Below are 26,916 nucleotides of genomic sequence, written 5' to 3'. Positions count from 1 at the left end.
CACAATAACTAATAATATATGAAAATTTTCTCATCATTGATGCTGTCTTTGTGTTCAGTATGGGGTTTTTCACAAACCATACTCTATCAGGCAGAATCTACTTCGCGAACGGTTCAGGATCCGCAGGCGGTAGTTATGGCACAAGGGTTTATTGCCAGATCAGATGTATCAAACCCTTTTATAGCCAAAATAGGCCCTGCTACGGAAAATCCAGGCGGCGGACCGATCAACTCAGGTGCTGGAGCTAATAATCCGAGTGGAACTACAGCTCCTTCAGGCAAAAGTTTTCATGACACTAAAGGGAATATAGAGGTTAACGGAGCCGGGCAGCTACAGTTTGCCTTACCCATTGCTCTACCTCCGGGTATAAAAAGCGTTGCACCCCAAGTAAATCTGGTCTATACCAGTGGTTCCAATAATGGAATTGCAGGATATGGATGGAGTCTTTCAGGGGTTACAACCATTGGACGAGTTGGTAAGAATATTGAAAAAGATGGAGAGGTAAAAGGAATACAATTGGATTATTCCGATTATTATACCTTTAATGGACAACGATTGGTTCTTAAGTCTGGTGAATATGGAAAAGATGGGGCTGAATATGCTACAGAAAAGTATTCCAATATTAAGATAAAATCTCTCGGTTCCATAGCAGGTCAAGCATGGAAAGGTCCTGAATATTGGGAGGTTACCTTTGAGGATGGTTCTCAGTCATGGTATGGAGCAACTGCTTCCGGAAATAGTACTGCAAGAACACCATTGGAATATAATATTGTAAAATGGAAAGATGCACAGGGAAATTATATTACTTATAATTACACTCAGAATAACTCTAATAATGTAGCCATAATTTCGAGTATCGGATGGGGAGGAAATGAGGGCCTAGGTAAAACTAATTTTAATACTATTGAATTTACGTATTTACCAAGAAAGAATATTGAGACTTCTTATCTGAAAGGAGTACTTTTTAAGCAGGATAAAATATTGGATCAGATAAAAGTTAAAGCTAATGGGTCTCCATTTAAAAGTTATTCAATTCAATATTCCGAAACACAAAATATTGTTAATAACGATTCTAATAATAAAGTTAATTATGATTTTGTTGAAAAGATCACTGAAATCAATTCGGAAGGCAAAGAAGCTAATCCAATAGTACTTTCAACAAGCCCATTAGTTACAGGTTCCAATGAATTTGATTTTGGTGACTATGATAGTGTCATTACAACCGGAGATTATAATGGTGACGGTCTTGTTGACTTTATTGTAAGACAGCCGGCTCAGAACTCTCGTCCGGAAGGTTATTACCTGTACTTTAATGCTGTAAATAACAGTAATCCTTCTTTCGTTTATTTAGGACCTACAACTACCTTCTGGCCAAGCAGCAGCCTGACTACATTCAATATAAAACCGGCTGATAATATTATTAAACCCAGACAAGGGTTAGTAATAACAAAGGCAAACGTAGGATCCAATCCACCATCTACAGGAGATATTGAATTAAAATATTACTCAATCAAAAGTGATGCGTCTGTAATCAATACATATAACAATCCGTTGGTATTGGAATACGCAAAAACAATACAAAGTAATACCTATTTGTTTAATAGCTCTATATATCCACCGGAAACTGATCCTGAATATATGGGGGGACTTAATCAATCAGGGATGTCATTATTAAAAGAAGTAGATATTGATTCAGATGGAATGTCTGAACTGGTTTTGCCTATACAAGATAAAAAATGTAAATATGTGATCATTGTACCTGATCCACCTAAAGGTAGATGGCAGTGTAAGACATTGGGATATAGGTATGTAGTAGTAGATAATGATAATATAAAAAATAATACAATTAGCATTATTCCAGGAACGACACCTAAAAATATCTTAAGTAAAGGAGGAATTGTGGATTTTGATAATGATGGAAAACAGGATATTATGTTTGTTGATCCAGCTAACTCCAATGTTAGTGTTAGTTATTATACAAGGGATTACACCCAACCTTCTCCTGTTGTTAAGACTGTAGACACTCCATTAAATAATTTAAATCAGTATGAATTAAAGAAAGAAAATAACAATTATACTTTAAATTTAAAAAAGACATTTTCCATAAAAGGAATTATTGATGGGATTCAATTTGGAGATTTAAATGGTGATAAGAATATTGAGGTATTATTACCGGTACATAATTTCGTAGGTGTAACTGTTCTTGCAGGATGGTCAATTTACTTGAATACAGGAAATGCATTGGAAGAAAGTATTCAGGGACTGATGTTTTACAGACCTTTTGATGTAACAGCTACAGGGGCCAACTCTTTCTCTACTCCAAAATTAATGGATTTAGACAATGACGGGAAAAGTGAGATCGTAAACTCTGTTACAACTTTTTACCCCAACAACCAACCGTATACAAATTGGTATGTTCAAAGTTATAATGAAGCCAAGTATGATCCTGGTAATGCACAATTCAAATGGTCATTTAATGAAAAAACACTTTATAATGCTACAAGAAATGAGGCAATAATAAGTCCTGTATTTGGAGATTTTAGAGTTAATAGTACTTCTTCTAAAATATTATTTCTGGTAAAAGGTGTTAATGGTAACAATGAAAGAAAAATTATAAGCTACAAACATTATAGCCTCAATCCTGATAAAAACGTCTCCCTAATATCTCAGGGGTCACAAAATTATCATATAGATTATAAAGAACTTGACCCTTCTGTTAATTCTAGTATTTATGCTCCGGTAAAAAAAGAGCAATATCCATTTGTTGAAATGGACAGGCTTCCTCAAGCATTTGGTGTTGGCCAAATTCGTCAGACTGATGGTCAGACTGTTCGAAAACAGGATTTCAGATACAGGGGCTACATTGCTAATTTACATGGGAAAGGAGTAATTGGATTCCGTCAGAGTGCCCGCTCTTCCTGGTATGCTGATGGTTTTGAGAACACCAAAATATGGGCAGGTACCGAAATGGATCCTTTGCAGGAGGGAGTTCCGGTAAAGGAATGGTCAATCAGAACGAATAATGAAAATCAGATTTTCCCAGCCGATATTTCTGAGAATAACACGCAGTTATTAAGTTTTAAATCTACTAACTATCAGATAGATAAATTACTGAATGGTCAGGTAGTAGGCACCGTTGCTGATTCAGATAAACCTAAAGTGGTAACGGCTGTAGTCCCTAAAACCAGTAAAATCAAAGACTTCTTAACAGGTATAATTACCGAAAGCACCATAACCTATGGAAATTATTACCTTCCGGCGCAAAGTGTATCAAATGTTAATAATGGATATGCTGTCAAAACATCAACATCAGAATATATTGATAACCCTTCAGGAGTTGGAACAGACTATTATATAGGGCGACCGAAATCAAAGATTGATGCAGTGCAGGCATACGGGGATACCAAATCGGCAAAAGAAGAGTATACTTATGAAAACAATCTTGTAAAAACTCTGAAAACCTGGAATCGTGATAACACAGGATATCTGTTCGAAACATATGCTTATGATGGATTTGGAAATATTACGGGAAAAACAATTGGAAACAGTATTGATTCCCAAACTCAGACCACAACAAATGAATATGATTCTAAAGGGAGATTTGTTCTTAAAAAGACAGATAATTTAGGATTAGAAACCAATATCACTTATAATGACTGGGGACAGATTTTAACCCAAACTGATCCATTAGGAAATATTCTTGCTAATACCTATGATGGATGGGGTAAACTCATGTCTTCGAAAAGTAATTTAGAGGGAACAACCACGTATCAGTACGAAAGAGATAACGATTCTAATATCGTTGTTTCACAGTATGATCCGGATGGTGATGTTTCTAAAAAGTTCACCAATAAATTAGGACAAGAATATAAATCTTCTACTAAAGCTTTCGGGCAAGGACAGTACCTCACTAAAGTTATTTTATATGATGCCTTGGGAAGAAAAGTATCTGAATCGGAACCTACCTTAAGCCCTGACGGATTAGGAGGTCCCTGGAATCTTATTGCTTATGATGATACTGTATTCCCTACGAAAGTGACAGCCACCTCATACAGAGAGCTAAAATTGGAAACTACGGTTTCAGGTTTAACAACCACGATAAAAGAGCTCAACGGCTATCAAAGAACAACTTCTAAAACAGCTGATGCTTTAGGAAATGTGGTTTCAGCTACTGATAAGGGAGGAGTCATTCAGTTTTCCTATAGTGCAGCAGGAGAACAGATCAAAGCACAATATGCCGAGAATATTGTAACTACCAAATATGATTCATGGGGTAGAAAATCAGAGTTTAATGATCCTTCCAACGGATTGTACAAATATGAATATGATGGTTTTGGACAGCCGAAGAAGGTTATCAGTCCAAAAGGAACCAAAGAATACTTTTATAATAACCTCGGACAATTAATCTCTCAAAAAGAGCTCTCAACTATTGATGGTGGGCAGGCAACCAATAAGACAATTTCTTTTACCTACGATAATAAAGGAAGAGTCATTGCTAAATCAGGAACTTCCAAAGGACAACCATATGGTAGTAACGTTTCCTATGATCCACAGGGAAGATTATTATCTGCATCTGAAAATAGCAATGGCAAATATTTTATTAAGAAGGGAATTACCTATGATGATAAAGCAAGGGTAATATCTTATGAGAAGCAACTATATTCTTCTGGTACTTTAACCAAGGTACAAATAGAAAATGTATACAGTGCATGGAGTGGGGAACTCTATCAGGTTAAAGATAAAAATACAGGAAAGATTCTTTGGGAACTGAAAGAGACCAACTCCAAAGGTCAGGTGGTAAAGGCTAAGCTAGGTTCTGTAGATATCAGTAATTCTTATGATTATGTTGGTTTCTTAACCAATGTCAATCATTCATCTGCAGTAAAACCAGGCATTTTACAATTATCTTATTCCTTTGATGCCATTAAAAATGAACTAAAAAGCAGAACCACCGGAGGTGACTTTAATATTGTAGAATCTTTTGATTATGATGATAATAACCGTTTGGTAAACTGGACGAACCCTGTAACAGGAATAAAACCATCCAATAACAGAAACGTCTATGATGTAAAAGGGAGAATCACTCAAAATGATCAGGTAGGAACAATTAAATTTGAAAATTCTGCAAAAATCTACCAGCCAACAGGTATGACATTAAATGCTGCGGGAACTCAGAATTATACCAATGATCTGATCCAAAGTATTACATACAATGAAAACAATGATCCGATATTCATCGATGGTGAAAAAGGAGATGTTGCATTCCAGTATGGCCTTACAAGTATGAGGCAAAGGGTTACCTATGGAGGTAATTTCAGTACAGATGGAGAAGGTAAATTCACTAAATATTACAATGAAGACGGAAGCTTTGAAGTGGTAAAAGATAATATAACCGGAAAAGAAAAGCATCTCATTTATATAGGTGGAACACCATATGAATCAAATATTGTATATTTAAAGAACTTCACGGAAAGCACTGGTTCTTACAAATTTTTACATAAAGATTACATCGGAAGTATTTTAGCAATTACTGATGAAGCAGGAAACAAAATTGAGCAAAGGCATTTCGATGCATGGGGTAATTTTACTCATTTGCAGATTGGAAATGGCGCTATTATTACCGATAAAAATATAATTGATAATGCTTCGTTATTAGTAGATAGAGGCTATACAAGTCATGAACATTTTGCGGAAGTAGGAATCATCCACATGAATGGCAGGTTGTATGATCCTTTATTAAGAAGATTCTTAAATGCAGACGAGAATATACAGGATGTATTTAACACACAGAACTATAATAAATATGGGTATGTACTGAATAACCCATTGATGTTTAATGACCCAAGTGGTGAGTTTATTTTTGCATTTGTTGCAGCCTGGGGAGTTAGTCTTTTCTGGGGAGGAGTAATTACCGCTGCTTTTATCGGTACTGCTGTTGGCTTAGCTGCGTATTCTTTAGGAGTTGCTATAAGTGGAGGCAAATGGCAGCTGGGTGGAGCCCTCAAATCGATGTTTTGGGGAGGCGTAAGCGGAGCGGTCACCTTTGGAATAGGAAGCGTGTTTACTCCGGCAGCAGGAACGATACTTACCCTGACAGATAAAGTAGCAAGTGCTATGGCACAGGGGTTAGTACATGGTTTTGCACAAGGTACTTTATCCTTAATGCAGGGAGCTAATTTTGCTCACGGATTTGCAAGTGGAGCTGCAGGAAGCTGGGGTGCTTCTTTATTTGGAGGGCTTGCTGGTAGTTTTGCTAACAGTGCAACAGGTACTGTATTGTCGGGAATGGTTTTAGGAGGTATAGGTGCTGAGCTAACAGGAGGAAATTTCTGGCAAGGTGCAGTAGTTGGAGGTGTAGTCGCTGGATTGAATCATACTTTGCATATGGAGGATGGCCCTTTTCAGAAAAAACCCGAACCTGCTCAACAAAAACAGGAAGATGTTGACTTAGTTAAATTGTTTGATGCTGCTCTTAAAAATAAAGCTGGTTCTACTCTAAAAGCGGAAGACATAATAAAAAAATATAATCTTAGTCCTAAACTTAAAGATGCTATAAATACTGTTACTGTTTTAGAGGGCAATAAAGTCAAAATTGACTGGAAAAATGAAACGGCTATTAATATGTTTTCTAAAATTAATGTTAAAGATGGGGTTCTCTCTTTAAAAAGAACATTTATTCCTTTGCCGGACAATCCCAAAAGAGGCTGGAATGGTTATATTGTAACAGGAAACGCTTTAGAGTTTAATAATAGCAATAACTTATTTATTATGAAAAACGGAGTTTATAATTATTACCCTACAACAAATACAATATCTAAAAATGGAGCAGGATTCTAGAAAATTAATTTATATGATTTTAATATTCATAATAAGTTATGTGTCTGTTTGGGGCATATCTTATATGTTTTATGACCAATCATATCAGGTTTTTCCGATATTTAATTTCTTATCTACATTGGCAATGAATTTCTTGGCAGTAAATTTTTTATTTTTTATTATTCTAAGTTATTTACGATTTAAAGATAAAATAAATAGAAAAAATTTTACTATATCAATCATTTTTTTGCTATTAATTACTTTATCAGTATTGTTCTATTTTAAAGATTTTTTTAAATATTATTAAACCCCTGGCTGAGGGAGTGATAAAGATAAGATGATAAAAAGGAATTTTAAAATATTGATAATTGATCCTAATAAAAAAGAAATATGTGTCTATTATCAAATAATGTAAAATACTCCCGCCGATCGGCGGGAGTTGGTTTATGACAATTTTAACGTTTTAAACATCAGGCACTATTAAAATCGGTTTTAGGGGATAAATTTAATAAAGAGAAATTGATAATTTTTAACAAAAAGTAATTAAAAATTCTTCACACTGGCACAAGCATCTTACTCGTGCCAGTTTTAGAAAATATTCTCTTATTCATATTCATTGCGAATAAAATTGATGAAAATTAGAGGCTATCCAAACTTTTCGGATAGCCTCATTTTTCATTAAGAACTCGCTTAAAACCCATATAGAATATTTTAAAAAGATTCTATATGGGAAACAAAAGATATAAAGTGTGATATCCGAAGGACTTTTCAATCACTAATCGTAATAAAGTATCCAATTATTCACTATTTTTGTATAAAATTTCATTTCACTTGAAAACGAAAAAACAAGATTATTCACATCTTTCACCTGACCAGCCTATCGGTATTTTTGATAGTGGAGTAGGAGGCCTTACCGTAGCTAAAGAAATTAAAAGACTTCTTCCTCATGAGGATCTGATTTACTTTGGAGATACCAAGCACCTTCCTTACGGAGAGAAGTCAAAAGATGCTATTATTGAATATTCCACGAAGATTACCAATTTTCTGCTTGAACAGAATTGTAAGGCAATTGTTATTGCCTGTAATACGGCTACCGCAAATGCTTTGAATGAGGTCATGCAATCTGTTGCAGGTAAAGTACCGGTAATAGATGTTATTAATCCGGTTGCTGAAAAAGTTTCTTATGAGATTCATACGAATGTGGGGGTAATCGCTACAAAAGCTACTGTAAATTCAGGGTTGTATAAAAAGAGTATCCGAAAACATAATAAATGGATCAAGGTAGATGAGCTGGCGACGCCGTTATTGGTTCCTGCCATTGAGGAAGGGTTTAAAAACCATCCGATTACCCATGCTATTATTTACAATTATTTGAGCAATAGTAAGCTAAAGAATATTGAAACACTGATTTTAGGATGTACCCACTATCCGCTTTTAATTGACGAAATTAAGCAGTATTACGGAAACAGGGTTCGTGTCATAGATTCTCCCAATATTGTAGCTAATCATCTGAAAATTATTCTGGATAAATATAATCTACTCAATGATAATAATCACAATCCCAACTATCATTTCTATCTTTCGGATCTGACGAAAAACTTCGAGAAAATTTCGAAGAAGTTCTTTGGGAAAACAATTGATTTAGAATTAAAAGTATTATAGTAAAGAGTTACAATTTCTCAAACCAGAAAAATTGCTAAAAAATAAAGAGACTGCCGGTAACATGTATATTACCGGCAGTCTGCATTCTAAAAATATATTAAGTGGCTGTGAAACCCTAAACTGAAATAATATAAATTCTTATTGCTTAGGTATAATTCCTATCGGGCTTAAAAGAATGAATACCACAATTGTAAGGATCGCAATAAAAATACAGGCTGGTTTTACATATTTCCAGTTCTCTACATTGACAGCTCCTGTATCATGAATTACAAAATTATTTTTTCTGGGATAGTATCGGCTGGCGATAACCAAAGTAAGGATTGTAATGATAAATGCAACCGCCAAGCGATGCAAGAAATGGATGTGAACTCCCATAGCTTCCATTCCAAATTTAGAGAATAAATAAAGTGATGTACCGGTTATTAATCCTATTTTTGCCGCTTTTGCTGAAACTTTAGGCAATAAAAGTCCTGAAATAATAATGGCAAAAATCGGCATATTGAAAATTGAACTAAACTCCTGAAGAATAATATAGAGTCCCTTACCTGCCATACTGATAAATGGCGCAAGAATAATAGCTACAATTGCCATAATAGTCCCACTGATTCTTCCTATTTTTACGATTTGTGTTTCGGTGGCATTTTGATTTACATATCCTTTATAAATATCAATTGAAAATAAGGTAGATGCACTATTTAAAGCTCCATTAAATGTACTTAAAATAGCACCCACTACAATGGCTGCAAAAATTCCAATAAGGCTTACCGGTAATACCGCTTTTACCAATTCAGGATACGCGTAATCCGGGTCGTTCAAACTGTTTTTAAAATAAAAAAAGGCTATAATACCAGGTACAACAACTACAAAAGGGATGAATATCTTAAAAAAAGCAGTCAAAAGAACTCCTTTCTGTCCTTCTGCCAGGTTTTTGGCTGCAAATGCGCGCTGGATAATAGATTGATTCATTGTCCAATAGAATATCTGCGGAATAAACATTCCGGTAAAAAGTACTGAAAAAGGAACATCAGAAGTAGACTCTCCAATGGCATTAAAGCGATCCGGTACTGCTTGAAATACGGTATTCACACCAGCTAAAAAGTGGCCGTCCCCTATTTTTGTAAATGCAAGTATGGGAATCAATGATCCACCAATAATTAAACCAATACCATTGATCAGGTCAGATATCGCTACTGCTTTTAACCCTCCTAGAATAGCATACAATGAGCCAAGAATTCCTATCCCCACTACCATAATTGCAATAGCGGTTAGTTTATCAATATGCAGGTTTTTTGAGACATCAAAAATACTTTCCATACTGATTGCTCCCGTATAAAGAACAATAGGCAGAAGAGTAGTAATATATAATAAAAGAAATAATCCGGAACAGATGACCCTGGTTTGTTTATCATACCGAAGCTCCAAAAATTCGGTTATGGTAACCAGTCCCATTTTCAAATATCTGGGAAGAAAATAAATGGCCATAAGAACAAGGGCTAATGCTGCCACAGTTTCCCAGGCCATGACCTCCATTCCAAAAGCATAGGCGCTTCCGTTAAGTCCCACTAAATGTTCAGTAGATAAATTGGTGAGCAATAAAGAGGCTGTAATTAAAACAGCGGTCAAATTGCGTCCTCCCAGAAAATATCCTACAGAAGAATGAGACATTTCTGTTTTTCGGGTAAACCACCAGGAAATAACGGCGACCCCCGCTGTAAATAGGAAAAATGTTATTAATGTAGTAAGCATAAGATGTGTTTTTTAATTGGAATTTTAAAACTTTATTTCTATAAAAAAATCAGTTTTTGTTTTTCTAATGACTGTTCACAGGCATTTGCCAGTACCGAAGCTTTAAGAGCGTCTTCAGCGGTAGAAGGAAACTCTTTTTTCTCCTTTATAGAAGTGATAAACGCTTTTGCTTCTTCTATATACGATTCCTTATATCTTTCCAGAAAAAAAGGCTCAAACACACTACTTTCCATTGAGTTTTCTGAATAATAGCATAGATGATTAACCCTTTTATTTTCCACAGAGATCATTCCTTTATCACCTAATATTTCTAACCTCTGGTCATATCCGTAGGAAGCTTTCCGGCTGTTGTCTATATTGCAGATGATCCCATTTTTAAACTTAATGGTAATAAGTGTAGTATCTGTATCTTTTGTGTAATTTTTAGAACCGATTGCAATCACTTGTTCGGCATCACTTTCACTGATAAAGCAGGCCATATCCAAATCATGAATACTCATATCATTATAAATTCCACCTGAAAGTCTGGAGTACTCTGTACTTGGAGGGAAAGGATCCCGACTGGTTATTTTTATAATAGTTGGTTTTCCTATTTTCTTTATACTTGCTTTGGCTGCTGCAAAATCTGGATCAAAGCGTCGGTTAAAGCCTATCATAAGCCGACGGCTGAGATCAGGATAAGAGTTGATCAAAGATTGAATTTTAGTTCTGTCTTTATCCAAAGGTTTTTCGCAGAATACATATTTATTATTTTCCAGTGCTTCTCTTACCTGGGCCATGTGGTAGCTGGTAGGAGAACATATCCATACAGCATCAATATCCTGTTGATGAAGGACGTTGTGATAGTCAGTATAGAACTTTGGAATTCGATTTTTTTCAGCTGTCTTCCTGGCAAGTTCGGGAGAAGTATCAGATACAGCAGTAATATTAATATTTTTTAATGCTTTTAATGCTGAAAGATGTATCTGCCCGATTCTTCCAAGTCCTATGACTCCGATGTTTAATATAGTTTCCACTTTTTTTTATTTGTGTTTGCTTTTTGTTTTATTGGATGAAGTGGAATGCAATTAAAATGTTCTTGACCAGGTTTTTGGCCATCGCTCAATCACTACTTTTGTTTGGGTATAAAATTCAATTCCATGTCGTCCCTGGGCGTGAAGGTCACCAAAGAAAGATTCTTTCCATCCTGAAAAGGGAAATTGAGCAACAGGAGCAGCGACGCCTACGTTTATTCCTATGTTCCCTGCCATTGCCTCACTACGGAATTTGCGGGCAGAAAGACCATCCTGAGTAAAAATACAAGCCATATTTCCATAGCGTCCACTATTGATGAACCGAATAGAATCATCCATAGATTTGAAATTAAGCAGACTCATCACAGGACCAAAAATTTCTGTTGAAATAATTTCTTTATTCAATGGAACATTTTCTAAAATAGTAGGGTGAAGAAAGTTTCCCTGAGTGAATCCCGAAACACTTTTATGGGTGCCATCTACTAAAAGATTGGCTCCTTCGGCAATCCCTTTTTGGATAAGTCCTTCGATTCTTGTTTTACTTTCCTGTGAAATTACTGGCCCCATCTCTATTCCGTCTTCCAGTCCATAACCGACCTTTCTTGACTTTGCAGCTTCTACCAATGCATCTTTAATATTTTTGTTGTCTCCAACAGTAATGATAAGAGAGGCTGCAAGACAACGTTGACCGGCACAGCCATACACGGAATCTGTAATAATTTTGGTGGTCATTTCAATATCTGCGTCAGGCATAATTACGATGGGATTTTTTGCCCCTCCCTGTGCTTGTACACGTTTTCCATATTTAGCCCCTTCGGAATAGATGTATCTGGCTATTGGAGTAGAACCTACAAAGCTGATCGCTTTTATGTCAGGATGTTGAAGCAGAGCATCTACAGATTCCTTTCCTCCATGTACGAGGCTCAAAAGTCCTTTGGGTAGGTCAATGTTTTTGTGAATAAGATCAAATACATACTGCATGGTAGTGGGTACCTTTTCTGAAGGTTTGAGAATAAATGCATTTCCTGTGGCAATAGCATAAGGAAGAAACCAAAAAGGGATCATTCCCGGGAAATTGAATGGGGTGATACAAGCACAGACTCCCAAGGGTTGTCTGATCATGAATTCATCTATTCCCGGAGCAATATTTTCTGAAAATTCAGACTGATTGAGTACGTAAGTTGCACATGCTACCTCGATATTTTCAATAGCACGTTGTATTTCACCCAAAGATTCTGTGTAGGTTTTTCCGCATTCGGTGGTGATGAGCTTTGCGATTTCCTCCATGTGGTTTTCCAGCAAAGTTTTCATCTTAAATAATGGCTGTACTCTTTTCATAGCGGGAACATCCTTCCATTCAAGATATGCCTGTTGGGCATATTGTACTGCTTTATCTACATCTTTTGCAGTATCCGGACCATGAGGAACATGTGCGATAATTTCCTGAGTGGCGGGATTGTGCACAAAAGTGTACTTTGTAGAAATACTATTTTCCCATGAACCGTTGATATAATTTTTTAGTGCTTTCATCATTTGTACTGATTAGGTTTTATATATTGTCGTTGCTGTTTTTTATTCAATTCATATTCTTTTCGGGCTTCAATCACTTCAGGGAAAACTGATGTTTCAGGAATGGGTACTTCCCACCATGAGTAAGCGTAGCCCTGAAGTTTTCTATCCCGGATGGTTTCTACATAAATGACGGTAGTTTCTGTATTGCTCCTGGCTTTTGTGAGGCTGTCTTTAAATTCCTCTATATTTTTGGGACGAAAAACAATTGCTCCTAAGCTTTCTGCATTCTTTGCAAGATCTGTCATCAATGGAGGTCCGTCCAGTTGTCCTGTTTCCTTATTTCTAAAATTGAAATAAGTTCCGAATCCTCCTTCTCCTACTGATTGTGATAGCCCTCCTATGGAAGCATATCCACTATTGTTGATCAGGATTATTGTAATTTTGTATCCTTCTTGTAGAGTAGTGATCAGGTCAGAAGGCATCATCAGATAAGTAGCATCACCGCACATTACATATATTTCCCGATCTGGGGCTGCCATTTTTGCTCCAAGCCCTCCCGGAATTTCATATCCCATACAGGAGTTCCCGTATTCAAGATGAAAACCTTTCGAACTTTTGGTTCTCCATAGTTTGTGCAGATCTCCAGGCAAAGAACCGGCAGCGCAGAGAACGACATCTTTATCATCTATAAAATTATTGAGTGCTCCAATGTATTCTGCTTGTACCGGCTGATCTGGATTTTCGCAAGAATAAGCCTTTGTGACAATACTATCCCATTCGCTGTGATAAGAATGAATTTTTTGGATGTAATTTTCTTCTGTATGATAATCTCCTAATACTTCCCGTAATGCTTTAAGAGTTTCTCTTGCGTCTCCCTGTAAAGGCAGGGCACTGTGTTTAAAAACATCGATCTCTGTAATGTTGATATTGATAAAAATAACATCAGGATTCTTCCATGCTGACTTTGATGCAGACATAAAATCACCATATCGTGTTCCTATTCCGATGACCAGATCTGCTTCTTCAGCAATTTTGTTGGCTCCCTTAGTTCCTGTACCTCCTAGTGCCCCAAGATTCAGAGGATGCTGGTAATGGAGTGATCCTTTTCCTGCATAGGTTTCAACAACCGGAATCCCCAGCTGTTCTGCAAAAGACTGTAATTCTTTTTCTGCTTCAGAGTATATGACACCTCCTCCTGCGACAAGCATTGGTTTCTTTGACTTCTTAATGAGGTTTACTGCATATTGTAATAGTTGAAAATCAGGGAGAGGTCTTGGAATATACCAGATTCTTTTTTCAAAAAGCTGTACCGGGAAATTATAGGCTTCCGTTTGTACATCATGAGGTAGGGCAATGGTAACAGCTCCTGTCTCTGCAGGCGAAGTAAGAACCCGCATTGCTTCCAGTAAAGATGAGGTAAGCTGTTCGGGACGCTGAACGCGATCCCAGTATTTTGAAATGGGCTTAAAACAATCATTTACTGAAATATCCTGTGTCTGGGAAGATTCTAATTGTTGTAATAGAGGTGAGGCCGAGCGTGTTGCGAAAAAATCTCCTGGTAACAGGAGTACTGGTAATCTATTAATGGTAGCCCCAGCAGCTGCAGTAATCATATTCAGGGCTCCGGGACCAATAGAGGTTGTGCAGGCAAATGTTTGTAATCTGTTTTTCATCTTTGCATAGGCGGCCGCAGTATGAACCATAGCTTGCTCATGACGGGTCTGGTAATATTTAAAATCAGGATTCTGCTTCAATGCTTCTCCTAATCCTGCTACATTTCCGTGTCCGAAAATTCCAAAACATCCTGCAAAAAATGGTTGCTCCCTATCATCTCTTTTGGTGTACTGATTTTTTAAAAATTCAATAGTAGCCTGGGCTACAGTTAATTTTTTAGTGTCCATAATGCATATTTGATAGGTTAAAAATCTCCATTATCTTTAATGAATTGCATGATTTCTTCATAGGTGGGAGCATAATTACTACATCCCTGCTTGGTCACAATCCAGGCACCGCAGGCGTTGGCAAGTCGGGCAGATTTGTAAGTGTCCCAATTTTGAAGATATCCATAGATAAATCCTGAAGCAAATGCATCTCCGGCACCCAATACATTAATAACATCCACCGGAAATCCGGGTATGTTTTCTGTCTTACCTCCAGGATAATAAGCGACAACTCCTTTTGCCCCTGCTTTCACCAATAAAAGTTTAACTCCCGAGGATAATACCTGCTTAATGACAGCATCAATATCTCCTTCTATAACAGGAGAAGAAATAGCATTGTCTTTAATTTTTACCTGATTAGAATCTGTAAGCCCCATGGCTAAAAGTTCTTCCTCTGTTCCGATAACAACATCACAAAGTGGAAGATATTGACGAAGGGTCACTCCAAATGCTCTTACATCATGCCAAAGGTTGGCTCGGAAATCAATATCTAAAAAGATAGTGGTCCCCTTAGCTCTTGCTTTTTCAGTAGTATAAATCGCTGCACTTCGGGTAGGTTCCACAGATAATGCCGTACCGGTCATCAAGAAAGACTTGTACTGAGCGAAGTCTATTGTATTTACCATATCAATCGTGATGTAATTATCAGGAGCCTTGTCCCTATAAAATACCAGTGGAAATTTATCAGGAGGTACAATGCCACAGACTACGGCGGTGCTTGTAGTGCCTTCAATTGTATTGATGAGAGAAATATCTACTTTCTCCTGTTGCAGGGTATTGACAATAAAACCGCCAACAGGATCATTTCCAACTGCTGTAACAATGCTGGTTTTAAGTCCTAATCTCTGCGCACCGACGGATATATTGACTGGCGAGCCACCGATAGCTGTACTGAGTAATTGAATATCATTAAACTCAGCGCCAATATTTTTGGAATATAAATCAATACTGGCTCTTCCGAATGTTAATAGGTCAAATTTCATTTTTACTTTTTATTAATCGTTTACTGATTATTCATTGTAGGAGTTACCAAAGGAAGACGAGAATCTTTTTCCTTCCATGAATCAAAAATCCATTCATAATCGCTATCAGTAGTATTCGCGAGTGATTGATCTGAACCTGCGAGAAAATTTAAATAATAGCAATGATAACCGTGGGCGGCTGCTACAGGATGATAACCTTTTGGAATCAATACTGCGTCATTGTGCCTTGCCCGTACAATTTCATCTAGAGAGTCGTTTTCATCTTTTGTATAAATCTGTTGAATGGCATACGCTTCAGGTTTTTGAAATTTATAAAAGTAAATTTCTTCCAGTTGTGCTTCCATCAATTGTCCGTGGTTATTTATTATCCTCTCATCGTGTTTATGAGCTGGAAATGAGCTCCAGTTTCCGGATGGGGTATATACTTCTCTGCATACCATTCGGGAACACTTAAATCCTGGTGGGATGAGGTCGTTGAATTGTCTTGTGGCATTGCCTCCACCAAAAATTACGGTTGGTGTTTCTTCGGGGATGATCAGCTGAGGTTCAAAATCACCATCAGCCTTGCACCAGCAATAAGCAATATCTAAGGCATCAGAAGTTGATATCAACGTAAATTGTGTTTTTCTTGGAAGATAAAGAGTATGAGCAACTCCTTCAAAAACATTTTTTCTTCCATTTTTGATTTCCCAATTTCCCCTGTTACTTTCTACTTTGTAATTGCCTGACAATAATACAATAACCATCTCATTCTCTCCCGTGTCATAGGTCCAGGTTTCATGTGGACCCATAAGACGGGCTTCAAAATTCAGCCATGTCCAACCTGCATTTTCAGCAGAAATTCTTTGGTAAATTTTTTGTTTTTGAGGTTTTATCAAAAGGTTCATTTGTGTTCTCATTAAAGGTTTTGATCTAAGAGATTAAGTCGGCAATAGTGACCGGCTTTTTTTCCTTGAAAGATTTTGTTAATGCCGTTGCCACCAGAGTGGCATTTGTAGCATTGTTCATTGTAAGTTCTGGTTGTTTACTTTGTAATACATGATCTACAAAAGATTGGATCTGTGTCAGAAATGCATCTTGAAATCTGTCAAAGAATGTTTCCATTCCTTCTCGGCGGATGCCATGTTTATCTGCTATCTGGAGCATATTTTTTACAGGTGGATCACCTATTTTCAAATTACCTTCTGTAGCAAAGATTTCTGTACAGGTATTGTGTCCGAAAGAGGAAATTCTTGATGCCACTAATACAGCAATGGTTCCGTTTTGCAATTCGCACATTGCAGCGGTATTGTCTGCATCTCCTGCCAGACCAAATTCGGGGAATCTGTAAGCGCCTCCCAAGGCCCAGACTTTTTCAATTCTGGAGCCCAGATACCAATGAGCAAGATCAATATCATGTACATTATAATCATGGAAGATCCCGCCACCTGTCGTGCAAAATTCAATTTGGAACGGAGCAAAAGTATCTTTGTCAACTGTTTGAGAACGTAATAAGTAAGGGGTGCCCACCAATCCTTCGTTGATCTTGATTTTAGCATCTGCATAACTGGCGTCAAATCTTCGAACGAATCCTAACATCGTAATACGGTCAGAATGTTTTTCTACTACTTTTTCAACGCGGATACAGTCTTCTATATTAAGAGCAAGTGGTTTTTCACAAAAAACATGGTAACCGGCCTCAACAGCCTTAATGATCTGATCCGAGTGTTGATCTGTTGAAGTAACAATCACTACGGCTTCCATCTCTTCTTGCTGTTCCAGCATTTGTTCGTAAGAAGTATATAGGTTGGGAACATTATAGGTGTCTCTTACGTAATCCAATTCTTCTTTTCTGATACTGCATGCTGCAATCACATGAGCATTGGGAACAAGGTACGTGAGGTTTTTGACATATTCTTTACCAAGTCTGCCTAACCCGACAATTCCGATATTCAGTTTTTTCATATTTGTGTTTCTCTTTTAGAATTTTAATGTTTCTGTCATAAATTGATACCCTTTTCGGGCATATTCAAAAGGATTGGCTTTTGATGGATCCTGTTCTGCTTCTACTACGATCCAGCCTTTATATTTGTTTTCATGTATAATTTTTGCAAGAGCATTCATGTCGAGATCACCATCTCCCGGTACAGTGTATATACCTAGTTTTACGGCTTGTAAAAAACTGATGTTATCGTTGTATACTTGCTCTTTAATGTTTTTTCTAACATCTTTAAAATGAATATGAGTGGTACGACCGATGAACTTTTGTAATGCCATTACCGAATCCTCATTGGCAAAATCAAAGTGACCACAGTCGTAGTTAAGCTTTACATATTCATCCTGAGTTTCATTCAGTAAGCGATCAGTTTCATCCATGGTTTGTATCATTGTACCCATGTGATGATGATAGGAAAGATGGATTCCGTAATCATTCAAAGCAATTTTTCCAAGTTCGTTTAGCCCGTTGGTGAGCTTTTTCCAATCCTGATCTGAAGCTTTTTTTCTTTGTGAGATGGGGGTGTTGTAGTCCCCATGAATAGTGTTTCCGCATTCTGCACCACCCACTATTTCTGAGTTGAAATATTTTAAGAAGTTGAGTTGGCTGATAAAATCCTGTTTTACCTGTTCATAAGATTGGGTGGTAAGTTGGTAACTAAACCACTGATTGCAAATGGTGAGTCCTCTGATGTCAAGATATTCTTTTAAAACTATGGGATCTTTTGGATATTTGTTTCCAACTTCACAGCCTTTATAGCCTGCCAGTGCCATTTCGCTGATACACTGTTCAAAAGTAATTTCTTTTCCCAATTCAGGCATGTCATCATTAGTCCAGCCAATAGGGGCGATTCCTAATTGTATCATATGAGTTTTTTATAGAGTTGTGTTGTATTGCTATTGCCTAATATTTCAAATTTTTTTTCGAGTAGTTTTTTTAATTCTTCGATATATTGAATCCCCGGTTTTAATGGATCCAGTTGGTCCGGGTGGTTCTGAAAATATTCTCTGAACACTCTTGTCCATACTATTCTGAGATCAGTGGCGATGTTGAGCTTACATATTCCATAGGGAATTGCTTTTCTGATTTCTTCTTCGGTAAGCCCTTTTGCATCTTCCTTGATTTTTCCTCCAGTAGCATTAATTCGTTTTATTTCTTCACTATCTATAGACGAAGCACCATGCAAAACAATGGGAAATCCCGGTACTCTTTCCTGAATATCTTTTAGCAAATCAAAACGAAGACCTTTACCTCCTGAGAATTTATAGGCGCCATGGCTTGTTCCTACTGCAACAGCGAGACTATCACATCCTGTTTCTTTCACAAAATATTCTACATCAGCAGGATTTGTGTACAACGCATTCTCTTCCTCTATATTCAGATGATCTTCTACACCACTTAACACGCCAAGCTCTGCCTCTACAGAAATATTTTTGAGATGAGCCTGAGTTGTAATTCGTTTGGTTCGCTCAATATTTTTTTCCAAAGGATCATGAGAGGCATCAATCATTACAGAGGTATACTCCCCTGATTCAATAGCATTGTAAATATGAGACTCATTACCATGATCCAGATGCAGGGCAAAAAGAACATCCGGAAATATTCTGGCAGCAGCTTTTACATAATTAAGAAGTATTACGGGATGCATGTATTCTCTGGCAGCAGGAGTGGTCTGAATAATAAATGGGGCATTCATTCTCTGTGCCGTGCTAAACAAAGCATATACCTGCTCAGGCATGGATACATTGATAGCTGGAATGCAAAACTTCCCGTAAGCTTCTTTTAAAAGACTAGAAGAATTAATTTTCATCATTGTTAATTAAATTTTATCGTTAATTATATTATGTGTAAAAAATAAACGATTTTGTTTAATAATTTTTCATTGTGTTCGAACACGAATTTATATATTAATTTGTAATTAGCAAAATTTTTGTTGAAAATTTATTTAAATATTTGTGTTTTGTAGATTTGAAGGGAATTTGGGAAGGGATGAAAAAACGAGAAAAATGTTTTTATATTTGTTTTTTAAACTAAATCATATATTTTGACAATTAAGGAAATAGCCCGATTAGCTAATGTTTCACCAGGAACAGTTGATCGTATACTGCACAATAGAGGAGGAGTAGCAGAAAGTACTCAAAAAAAAGTGGTAGAAATCATAGAACAGGCAGGAGGTTTCAGGCCTAATGCTATTGCACGTAATCTGGCTCTTAATAAAATATATCAGGTAGCGGTTCTGATGCCATTGTTTAACGCCGCCAGCCCATTTTGGGAATATCCTAAAAAAGGAGTTCTTAAAGCCATTGAAGAAGTTTCCAGTTTTGGAATGAAAGTTTCAGTTTCCTATTTCGATGAATTTAATGTAGATTCTTATAGTAATGAACTGGACAAAATCCTTAAGAATAAAACCCTGGATGGAATTATCATTGCTTCGCATTTTGTGAAAGAAACAAAAGACAGGAGTGGTGCATTAAATGAACTTAACATTCCATATTTATTTTTAAACGTTCCCTTGAAGGGATTTGATAATATTTCCTTTGTGGGGCAGGACTCATTTGGAAGTGGACGAGTAGCTGCGCAGCTTTTTCATATTGTTCAGAATACAAAGAAACCACGGGTCTTGATTATGGAGGTTTTAGAAGATTTTGAAAATTATTATGGTTTGGATCAGCGTGCGAAAGGGTTTGTAAGTTTTTTTTCAGACCATACGTCTCACGTTGTCGTTGAGAGGATCAGAGTTCCTAACAAGAGTACCCAGCTATTTCATAAACTACTCGGAGAGAGCTTAAATGCCTATCCCGATATTGGTGGAATATTTTTTCCATCTAATGTGATTACGAAGGCAGCAAGATACCTTGAGACGCATAATATACATTTAGATATGGTGGTAGGATATGATGTGACTGAAGAGAATAAAAAGTTTCTGAATAAAGGGGTTATCACTTTTCTTATCGGGCAGGAGCCCTTTCAACAAGGATATAAAAGTATTAAGCTGATGTTTGAACATCTTGTTCATGGTCAGGATTTGAATGATGCTTATATGTCTCCTATCCATATTGTAACAAAAGAAAATCTGGAATATTACATCCATTAATGCATGAAATATTCCAGACTTCTGGAGGCATATTTGTGTGAAACTCTTATGCCTCAATTATTACCTTTTCAGCTTTTAACCTTGATTTTGGATTAAGCTCGGGTTGATTAGCATCTGTTTCATCTCTTTCACCAATAGCTACGGCAAAAAGTGTTTTATATTTGTCGCTATTCAATATAACGTCGTATCCATCTGGTTCAATTCCCTCCATTGGGGTAGAATCTATTCCCATTGCTGCACATGCAGAAAGCAATACTCCCAATGATAAATATACCTGATGGGCCAACCATGATTGTATGGCTGTTTCTCCTTGTGGTTTTACCATGGTGTTGTAATAATTGATCGATCCTTCAGGAAGATTTTCTTCAATTTGTTTCTCAAAGCTTTCTGTATCTCTTAAAACCTGAAATACAATCAGGTGGCTACTGTCTAATACTTTTCCTTTATTAAAATAAGATTTTTCAGCTAATTGTTTCTTTAAGATGTCACCATTCACAAAAATGAAATTCCATGGCTGGCTATTGATCGATGAAGGGCTGAGGTTTAAAATTTCTTTAAGAGCTGAAATTTGCTCTTCACCTATTTTTCCGTTTGGGTTATACTTTTTTACAGTATACCTTTTTTTCATTTGGTCTAAAAAGTTCATAATTTTATACTATCATTTTTATAGTTACAAAATTAATTTAAGTTTAATAACTTTGCAATAACGGTAAAAAATGATAGTACAAAAATGTATACAGTTGATAATAAGTCTTATCCTTGTTGCACGAGTGTAACCATGAGGTTTATAGGCGGAAAATGGAAGGCTGTGATTTTACATCATCTTATTGATGGTGCCAAAAGATACAACGAATTAAGAAAGTCGATTCCTACGATTACGGAGCGAACATTAAGTTTGCAGCTTAAGCAACTAGAGGAGGATGGTGTCATAGACAGGACTGTTTTTACAGAAAAGCCTCCTTTGGTGGTTGAATATGAATTAACAGAATTTGGAAAAACCCTGCTGCCTGTTTTAGAGGCCATTACGCAATGGGGTAAAGGAGCTCCTGAGCTTTCCAAAAAAATAATCAGGAATTAAAGTTCCTGATTATTTTCTTTATTAGGTTCAAAAAAACTGAAACTTACGTTTCCATATTTTCGGGTATCGATGAGATTAGGATGCTCAAGTTTCATACGACTCTGGTGTTCTACGATAAGAATACCATTTTCTTTTAAGTATTTATTATTCAGTACTAAAGAAATGAGTTCGTAGTATTTCTTTTCTTCCATTTCGAATGGGGCATCAGAAAAAACAATTTCAAAAGATTTTTTATTTCTGAATTTTTTAAGCCAGTCGAATGTGTCGCCTCTCTGTGTATTGATCTGAAGTGACATATCCAGCTCTGAAGCTGTAGAGTTGATAAATGAGGTGTGCTTTGGGTTCATTTCTACAGAAGTAACATCCTTGCACCCTCTTGAAGCAAATTCTAATGAAATAGAACCAATTCCCGCAAACAGATCAAGTACTGAAATCGACTGCATGTCGTATTTGTTTTCCAGGATACTGAATAAAGCTTCTTTTGCAAAATCCGTGGTGGGTCTTACATCAAAGTTTTTAGGAGCTGCAATTTTTTTGGCTTTCCATTTGCCTGATATGATTCTGAACATATTTTTTTGTTAAAGTTAAGCGAGTAGACGATAGCCAGCAGATGATCAGGTATTTCAATCTCTGTACCTGCGAACTACAATCTAATTAAGTATAAAATTCTTATTAGGAATATTGTCAAAAACAATTTTCAGGTTTTTCACAAATTTCTGAAGCTCGGAAATGAACGTTTCATTTTCCGTTGTTTCACCGTAAGCATAAAAGCTGGTTTCATTAATTCCAAAACCGATTTTACTCAATGTAAACATAATAAAATAAAGGAAGTCGACTTCCGAGTTAACATCAAGATTGTTGTAAAGAATAATCTTTTTATTATCAATCGCAAAAAATTCACATTGGTTATGATAAAGGTTGATGTGAATTTCTTTATGGCTTTTATTGTTGATCGAGTTGAGGAACTTTTCTCCTGAAAAGTTAAAATGTACCGGTATAGCCAGTTCTTTTATTTTCTTGTAGTAGTTTTTGGGGAAAGTATAATAAAACTGGATATTGAATTTTTTGTTGATAGAGAGCATCAGTTCTTCCTGTTCTTTATCAGCAGGCGCATTATAGGCAATCAGGTCAAAGCCGGCATCATGATCGGAAAAACCTTCCGGCATCAGGGTGAAATGATTCCATGCAGAAACCACCTGGATTTCATCGAAGCGTTGTTTAATAAGAACTTCGTCCAGCTTTTCATCGATAAGGTTGGCCGGGGTCTCATCAGTAACGAAATAAGACTTCTCTTCCAGAATGCTTTTGTTCTTCACAATCTGATAAATCAATCCGTCTTTGGTAAAAAGTAAATTAAGTACGTTCATAATTCAATTGCTGCAAATTTAGTGAAATTCTACCATTACCGCACCTGATTGATGGTGAAGTATTTCCTTATTATAAAAATCAATATTCACCTGGCTTTCCAAAACATCCCGAACCATTCTCTGCAAGGTTCCGTCACCAATACCATGAACAATTTCAAGTCTTTTTAAATTATTTTTCCGGCAAAATTCTAATACTTCAATTAATCTTTCCTTTTGAATAAAGAGTCTTTCAAAACTATCATAGTCATTAGGATTCTTTACCAAATTATGAAAATGCAGATCCAAAACCAAATGATTTTTCTGATGTTTCTTAGAAATTATTTTTTTAGGTTCAGCTTTTCTTACAATCCTTATATTTTCATACAAATCAGCATTCTTTGGGACCAGCTTTTCTTTTGAATACTGATGGGTAAATCCGTATTCATCTTTAAATACCACAATATCCCCCTTCACGGAAGTTACAACTCCGCTTAAATCTTCATCTACAACAGAAACGGTATCCCCGATTTTCATGTCTTTTTAACTACTTTGAATTATCAATCTTATCCTGACATGTTTCTCAACTATGTCAAAATTATCCTTACACTCTTCCCCCCAGCTCAATCACCTCCAGCTCCTTTATTTCCTCACCATCCACTACAAAGCGCATCATCGTTCTTACTTTATGCCATCCCTGTTTTCCACAAGCGCCGGGATTCAGGTGTAAAAGATTATTTTTTTCATCATACATTGCCTTTAAAATATGGGAGTGTCCTGAAATAAATAACTTAGGTGTTTTTTCTGAAATTTCTTTTCTGGTTAGTGGCGTATATTTTCCCGGATACCCACCGATATGGATCATTAAAACTTCCAGTTTTTCACAGAAAAAACGATTCACTTCAGGAAATTCTGAACGTATTTTAGCGTTGTCTATATTACCGTAAACTCCTTTTAAAGGTTTTACTTTTTCCAGCTGTTCAATAACATCCATGCTTCCGAAATCCCCGCAATGCCAGATTTCATCTGCCTGTGCAGCATATTCCAGAATGCGCTCATCTATATATGAATGAGAATCGGAGAGGAGAAGAATCTTTGTCATTATCTAAGGGTTCTGGAAGTGAGATTTTCGTCGTATTTTTCTTTGAATATAGCAAGGCGATCAGGGTTCAGTTCACCATCCTGATTGATGACCCTTTCTTTGAGCAGCCATCTTATTATTTTTTCCATTCCTTTTCTGGAGTTCATGAAATTGGAAACTTTTCCCAGGTCCTTAGATTCAACTTTTACTTTTTCGGTTAAAAAATTAAGGATAAAATAATCGTCACTTACATAACTTGGCGTTTCATTATCCATGTATTTGTACAATAATATTTCATCATCATTTTTCATGGAGAAAAATGAATATTGAGCAAGAGAGATTTTTTCTGTCTTTAAGATCTGTTTCCCATTTAATAAAACCTTATCGTCTTTTATGGTTACGTCCTGAGAAAAATATAAATTACAGCTTATCATCAGGATGAAGAAAGCCAATAATCGGGGTATTGTCATTTTTTAATGCTTTTTATTGTGCAAATATAAAGAAGCTGGAATAAAATTATTTTTTCAGAATGATAATTCCCGGAAGATTTTTTCAGATATTAATCGAGAATATTCTTTTCCCTTCGGATAGAATCCATTTTCTTCTCTGTTTTAGGATCGAAGAGTCTTTTTAATTTTAATTCAGTACCGGTCAGTCTTGAAATAATAAAATTGCCATTCATTCTGGCATTTGAAGGAAATACGATTGTGAGTGTGCTATCTGAAGTTTTTTTCCAGTCACCGGTATAACGTTCAAATTGTAAAGCTTTACTGGTAATATCCTCAAGATCACCGTTCCCACTTCCCGGTTTGGGTAAACTTCCCTGCATTTTTCCATTTTCTTTGAACCTGATTCCATAGCTTCTGTTATCAAAGACATCTTTCCTTTCGTAGGTATAAATATAAGTGTCCAGTTTTTTGAGCTTCCAGGTTTGTAGCAATAAAGGGTTTGAAACTTTGTCCTGACTCTTTGCAAAACCCATGGTAAAAATAGACAATAGTGCAGTCCAGATAAACTTTTTCATGTATAATAAAAACTGTTTGGGTGGTAATGTAAGTAAACTTTTAACATTGACAAAATTAACATCATCGAATATTTATTAAATTTGGAAAAATTAAAAAAATAATGAAACAAAAGTTTTCTTTTTTCATTTTTCTTTTGACCGTAGGGTTGGCAAACGCACAGGTTGAAGAGAAGAAGCTGGATGAACTGATCCAGAATACCCTAAAAACTTTCGATGTTCCGGGAATGTCGGTAGGAATTATAAAAGATGGTAAAGTAACCTATTCCAAGGGGTTTGGAGTACGCTCTCTTACAACCAAACAGGCTATGGACGACAATACTTTGGTAGGAATAGCATCCAATTCCAAAGGTTTTACTTGTGTAGCTCTGGCTATTCTTGCCGACGAAGGAAAGCTGAACTGGGATGATAAGGTTTCAAAATATATTCCTGAGTTCCAAATGTATGACCCTTATGTTTCCCAAAATGTAACCGTCAGGGATTTGATTACTCACAGAGCCGGATTGGGCCTTGGACAAGGAGATTTGATGTTTTTTCCGGAAGGAGGGAGCTTAACGGTGAATGATATCGTTCGTAATGTAAAATATCTGAAACCGGAAAACCCTTTCAGAACAAAGCTGGATTATAACAATATCATGTTTATTGTTGCGGGTGAAGTTATTCACAGAATTTCAGGATTAAGCTGGGCAGAGTTTATTGAACAGCGAATTATGAAACCTGTAGGGATGACCTCTAGTTTTGGCAGCTACAACAGAGCTAAGGCTGTAAGCAATAAAATTGACGCCCATGCTCCGGTTGACGGGAAAGCAGTAGCTGTTCCTCACGACTGGAACGAAACGGGAAATGCTGCGGGAGGCATTATGAGTAACATCAAAGATATGACTACCTGGGCAGAATGCCTGATGAATAATTTTACCACTAAAGATGGTAAAAAGCTGGTGTCTGATAAAAATATTCAACAACTGTGGAGTCTTCAGATTCCTGACAGGGTAGCGGCTAAAAATCCATATGATACAAGTTTCTATGGATATGGTTTAGGCTGGTTTTTAAGCGATGTAAAAGGACACAAGCAAGTACAGCATACTGGTGGATTAATCGGAACGGTAACCCAGTTCACTTTAATTCCTGATATGAAGCTGGGAATTGTCGTATTAACAAATCAACAGTCAGGAGCTGCTTTCAATACCATCACCAACACAGTGAAAGACTCTTACTTAGGAGTAGCAGACAGAAACTGGCTGAAAAGTTATGGTGAGAGAATGTCTAAAATGAATGCCGACTTCGACAAACAAAAGAAAGATGCTTTCGCAAAAGCTGAAGCTTTTAAAAAAGAAAAATCACTTCAGCCAAAAGCGGAACAGTTCGTTGGAACTTACAATGACGTTTGGTTTGGTGATGTAGATATTGTTCAGCAAGGAAACTCATATAGAATTTCATGTAAAAATTCACCTAGATTAAAAGGTGAGCTGGTTCCGTTTTCCAATAATTCTTTCATTATAAAATGGGACGATAGAAGCTATGATGCTGACGCTTATATCATTTTTGATTATGATGAGAGTGGAAAAGCACTTTCTGCAAAGTTGAAAGCGATTTCTGACGTCACCGATTTTAGTTTTGATTTTGATGATCTTGATTTAAAAAAGAAATGAATT

At 36.5% G+C, this 26,916-nt stretch carries 21 protein-coding genes; 5 read left to right on the top strand and 16 right to left on the bottom strand.

Annotated features, from left to right (window positions below; translation table 11 throughout):
• Positions 1-18: 18 nt before the first annotated feature.
• Positions 19-6,837 (top strand): RHS repeat-associated core domain-containing protein, encoded by a 6,819-nt coding sequence (locus C1631_RS21135; RefSeq protein WP_109714040.1) that lies wholly within the window; start codon positions 19-21, stop codon positions 6,835-6,837.
• A gap of 810 nt (positions 6,838-7,647) precedes the next feature.
• Positions 7,648-8,478 carry a glutamate racemase gene (gene murI, locus C1631_RS21130; protein WP_103247893.1) on the top strand — a complete coding sequence of 277 codons (831 nt, stop codon included), beginning with the start codon at positions 7,648-7,650 and terminating at the stop codon, positions 8,476-8,478.
• 138 nt (positions 8,479-8,616) lie between these two features.
• On the opposite strand, the gene C1631_RS21125 is transcribed toward murI, so the two are convergent.
• Genes C1631_RS21125 through C1631_RS21085 form a run of 9 tightly spaced genes read right to left on the bottom strand, consistent with a single transcriptional unit; the run spans position 8,617 to position 19,460 of the window.
• Positions 8,617-10,224 (bottom strand): solute:sodium symporter family transporter, encoded by a 1,608-nt coding sequence (locus C1631_RS21125; protein WP_103247892.1) that lies wholly within the window; start codon positions 10,222-10,224, stop codon positions 8,617-8,619.
• 38 nt (positions 10,225-10,262) lie between these two features.
• Entirely contained in the window at positions 10,263-11,240 is a 978-nt protein-coding gene (locus C1631_RS21120; protein ID WP_109714038.1) for a Gfo/Idh/MocA family oxidoreductase, read from the bottom strand.
• Between the two features lie 51 nt (positions 11,241-11,291).
• Positions 11,292-12,770 carry a CoA-acylating methylmalonate-semialdehyde dehydrogenase gene (locus C1631_RS21115; RefSeq protein WP_228441415.1) on the bottom strand — a complete coding sequence of 493 codons (1,479 nt, stop codon included), beginning with the start codon at positions 12,768-12,770 and terminating at the stop codon, positions 11,292-11,294.
• The gene (iolD, locus tag C1631_RS21110) at positions 12,767-14,650 is read right to left on the bottom strand and encodes a 3D-(3,5/4)-trihydroxycyclohexane-1,2-dione acylhydrolase (decyclizing) (RefSeq protein WP_103247663.1); all 1,884 of its coding nucleotides are present in this window, start codon (positions 14,648-14,650) and stop codon (positions 12,767-12,769) included. The genes C1631_RS21115 and iolD overlap by 4 nt, the downstream gene beginning before the upstream one ends.
• A 17-nt stretch (positions 14,651-14,667) precedes the next feature.
• On the bottom strand, positions 14,668-15,672 hold the full coding sequence (iolC, locus tag C1631_RS21105) for a 5-dehydro-2-deoxygluconokinase (RefSeq protein WP_109714036.1): 1,005 nt from the start codon (positions 15,670-15,672) through the stop codon (positions 14,668-14,670).
• A 20-nt stretch (positions 15,673-15,692) separates the two neighbouring features.
• Entirely contained in the window at positions 15,693-16,571 is an 879-nt protein-coding gene (gene iolB / locus C1631_RS21100; protein ID WP_228441412.1) for a 5-deoxy-glucuronate isomerase, read from the bottom strand.
• Positions 16,572-16,584: 13 nt separating this feature from the next.
• Positions 16,585-17,616 (bottom strand): Gfo/Idh/MocA family oxidoreductase, encoded by a 1,032-nt coding sequence (locus C1631_RS21095; RefSeq protein WP_103247661.1) that lies wholly within the window; start codon positions 17,614-17,616, stop codon positions 16,585-16,587.
• A gap of 15 nt (positions 17,617-17,631) precedes the next feature.
• Positions 17,632-18,513, bottom strand: coding sequence for a myo-inosose-2 dehydratase (gene iolE / locus C1631_RS21090; protein WP_103247660.1), 882 nt, complete (start codon positions 18,511-18,513; stop codon positions 17,632-17,634).
• Entirely contained in the window at positions 18,510-19,460 is a 951-nt protein-coding gene (locus tag C1631_RS21085) for a class II fructose-bisphosphate aldolase (protein WP_228441409.1), read from the bottom strand. The genes iolE and C1631_RS21085 overlap by 4 nt, the downstream gene beginning before the upstream one ends.
• A gap of 231 nt (positions 19,461-19,691) precedes the next feature.
• Here C1631_RS21085 and C1631_RS21080 point away from each other — a divergent pair, with 231 nt between their 5' ends.
• Entirely contained in the window at positions 19,692-20,741 is a 1,050-nt protein-coding gene (locus C1631_RS21080) for a substrate-binding domain-containing protein (protein ID WP_103247659.1), read from the top strand.
• 46 nt (positions 20,742-20,787) lie between these two features.
• Here the strand turns inward: C1631_RS21080 and C1631_RS21075 are convergent, their stop codons facing one another.
• Positions 20,788-21,387, bottom strand: coding sequence for a nitroreductase family protein (locus C1631_RS21075; RefSeq protein ID WP_109714034.1), 600 nt, complete (start codon positions 21,385-21,387; stop codon positions 20,788-20,790).
• Positions 21,388-21,471: 84 nt separating this feature from the next.
• On the opposite strand from C1631_RS21075, the gene C1631_RS21070 reads away from it, so the two are divergent.
• Positions 21,472-21,819: a winged helix-turn-helix transcriptional regulator gene (locus tag C1631_RS21070; RefSeq protein ID WP_103247657.1), complete on the top strand. Its 348-nt coding sequence runs from the start codon at positions 21,472-21,474 to the stop codon at positions 21,817-21,819.
• Here the strand turns inward: C1631_RS21070 and rsmD are convergent.
• From rsmD to C1631_RS21040, 6 genes are all read right to left on the bottom strand, one after another.
• Positions 21,816-22,388: a 16S rRNA (guanine(966)-N(2))-methyltransferase RsmD gene (gene rsmD, locus C1631_RS21065; RefSeq protein ID WP_103247656.1), complete on the bottom strand. Its 573-nt coding sequence runs from the start codon at positions 22,386-22,388 to the stop codon at positions 21,816-21,818. The genes C1631_RS21070 and rsmD overlap by 4 nt on opposite strands.
• Positions 22,389-22,469: 81 nt before the next feature.
• Positions 22,470-23,186, bottom strand: a complete 717-nt coding sequence (locus tag C1631_RS21060) for a DUF3822 family protein (protein ID WP_109714032.1) — start codon at positions 23,184-23,186, stop codon at positions 22,470-22,472.
• Between the two features lie 18 nt (positions 23,187-23,204).
• Positions 23,205-23,699 carry a DUF8465 domain-containing protein gene (locus tag C1631_RS21055; protein WP_103247654.1) on the bottom strand — a complete coding sequence of 165 codons (495 nt, stop codon included), beginning with the start codon at positions 23,697-23,699 and terminating at the stop codon, positions 23,205-23,207.
• 67 nt (positions 23,700-23,766) lie between these two features.
• Positions 23,767-24,264 carry a metallophosphoesterase family protein gene (locus C1631_RS21050; RefSeq protein ID WP_103247653.1) on the bottom strand — a complete coding sequence of 166 codons (498 nt, stop codon included), beginning with the start codon at positions 24,262-24,264 and terminating at the stop codon, positions 23,767-23,769.
• The gene (locus C1631_RS21045) at positions 24,264-24,713 is read right to left on the bottom strand and encodes a hypothetical protein (protein ID WP_103247652.1); all 450 of its coding nucleotides are present in this window, start codon (positions 24,711-24,713) and stop codon (positions 24,264-24,266) included. The genes C1631_RS21050 and C1631_RS21045 overlap by 1 nt, the downstream gene beginning before the upstream one ends.
• A gap of 89 nt (positions 24,714-24,802) precedes the next feature.
• On the bottom strand, positions 24,803-25,267 hold the full coding sequence (locus C1631_RS21040) for a hypothetical protein (RefSeq protein WP_109714030.1): 465 nt from the start codon (positions 25,265-25,267) through the stop codon (positions 24,803-24,805).
• Between the two features lie 101 nt (positions 25,268-25,368).
• Here C1631_RS21040 and C1631_RS21035 point away from each other — a divergent pair, with 101 nt between their 5' ends.
• Positions 25,369-26,913, top strand: a complete 1,545-nt coding sequence (locus C1631_RS21035; RefSeq protein WP_109714028.1) for a serine hydrolase — start codon at positions 25,369-25,371, stop codon at positions 26,911-26,913.
• The last annotated feature ends 3 nt before the right edge of the window (positions 26,914-26,916 follow it).

This window comes from Chryseobacterium phosphatilyticum, from assembly GCF_002899825.2.
Lineage (GTDB): Bacteria > Bacteroidota > Bacteroidia > Flavobacteriales > Weeksellaceae > Chryseobacterium > Chryseobacterium phosphatilyticum.
The sequence above is the reverse complement of the archived record's forward strand: the minus strand, read 5'-3'. Positions and strand labels throughout refer to the sequence as shown.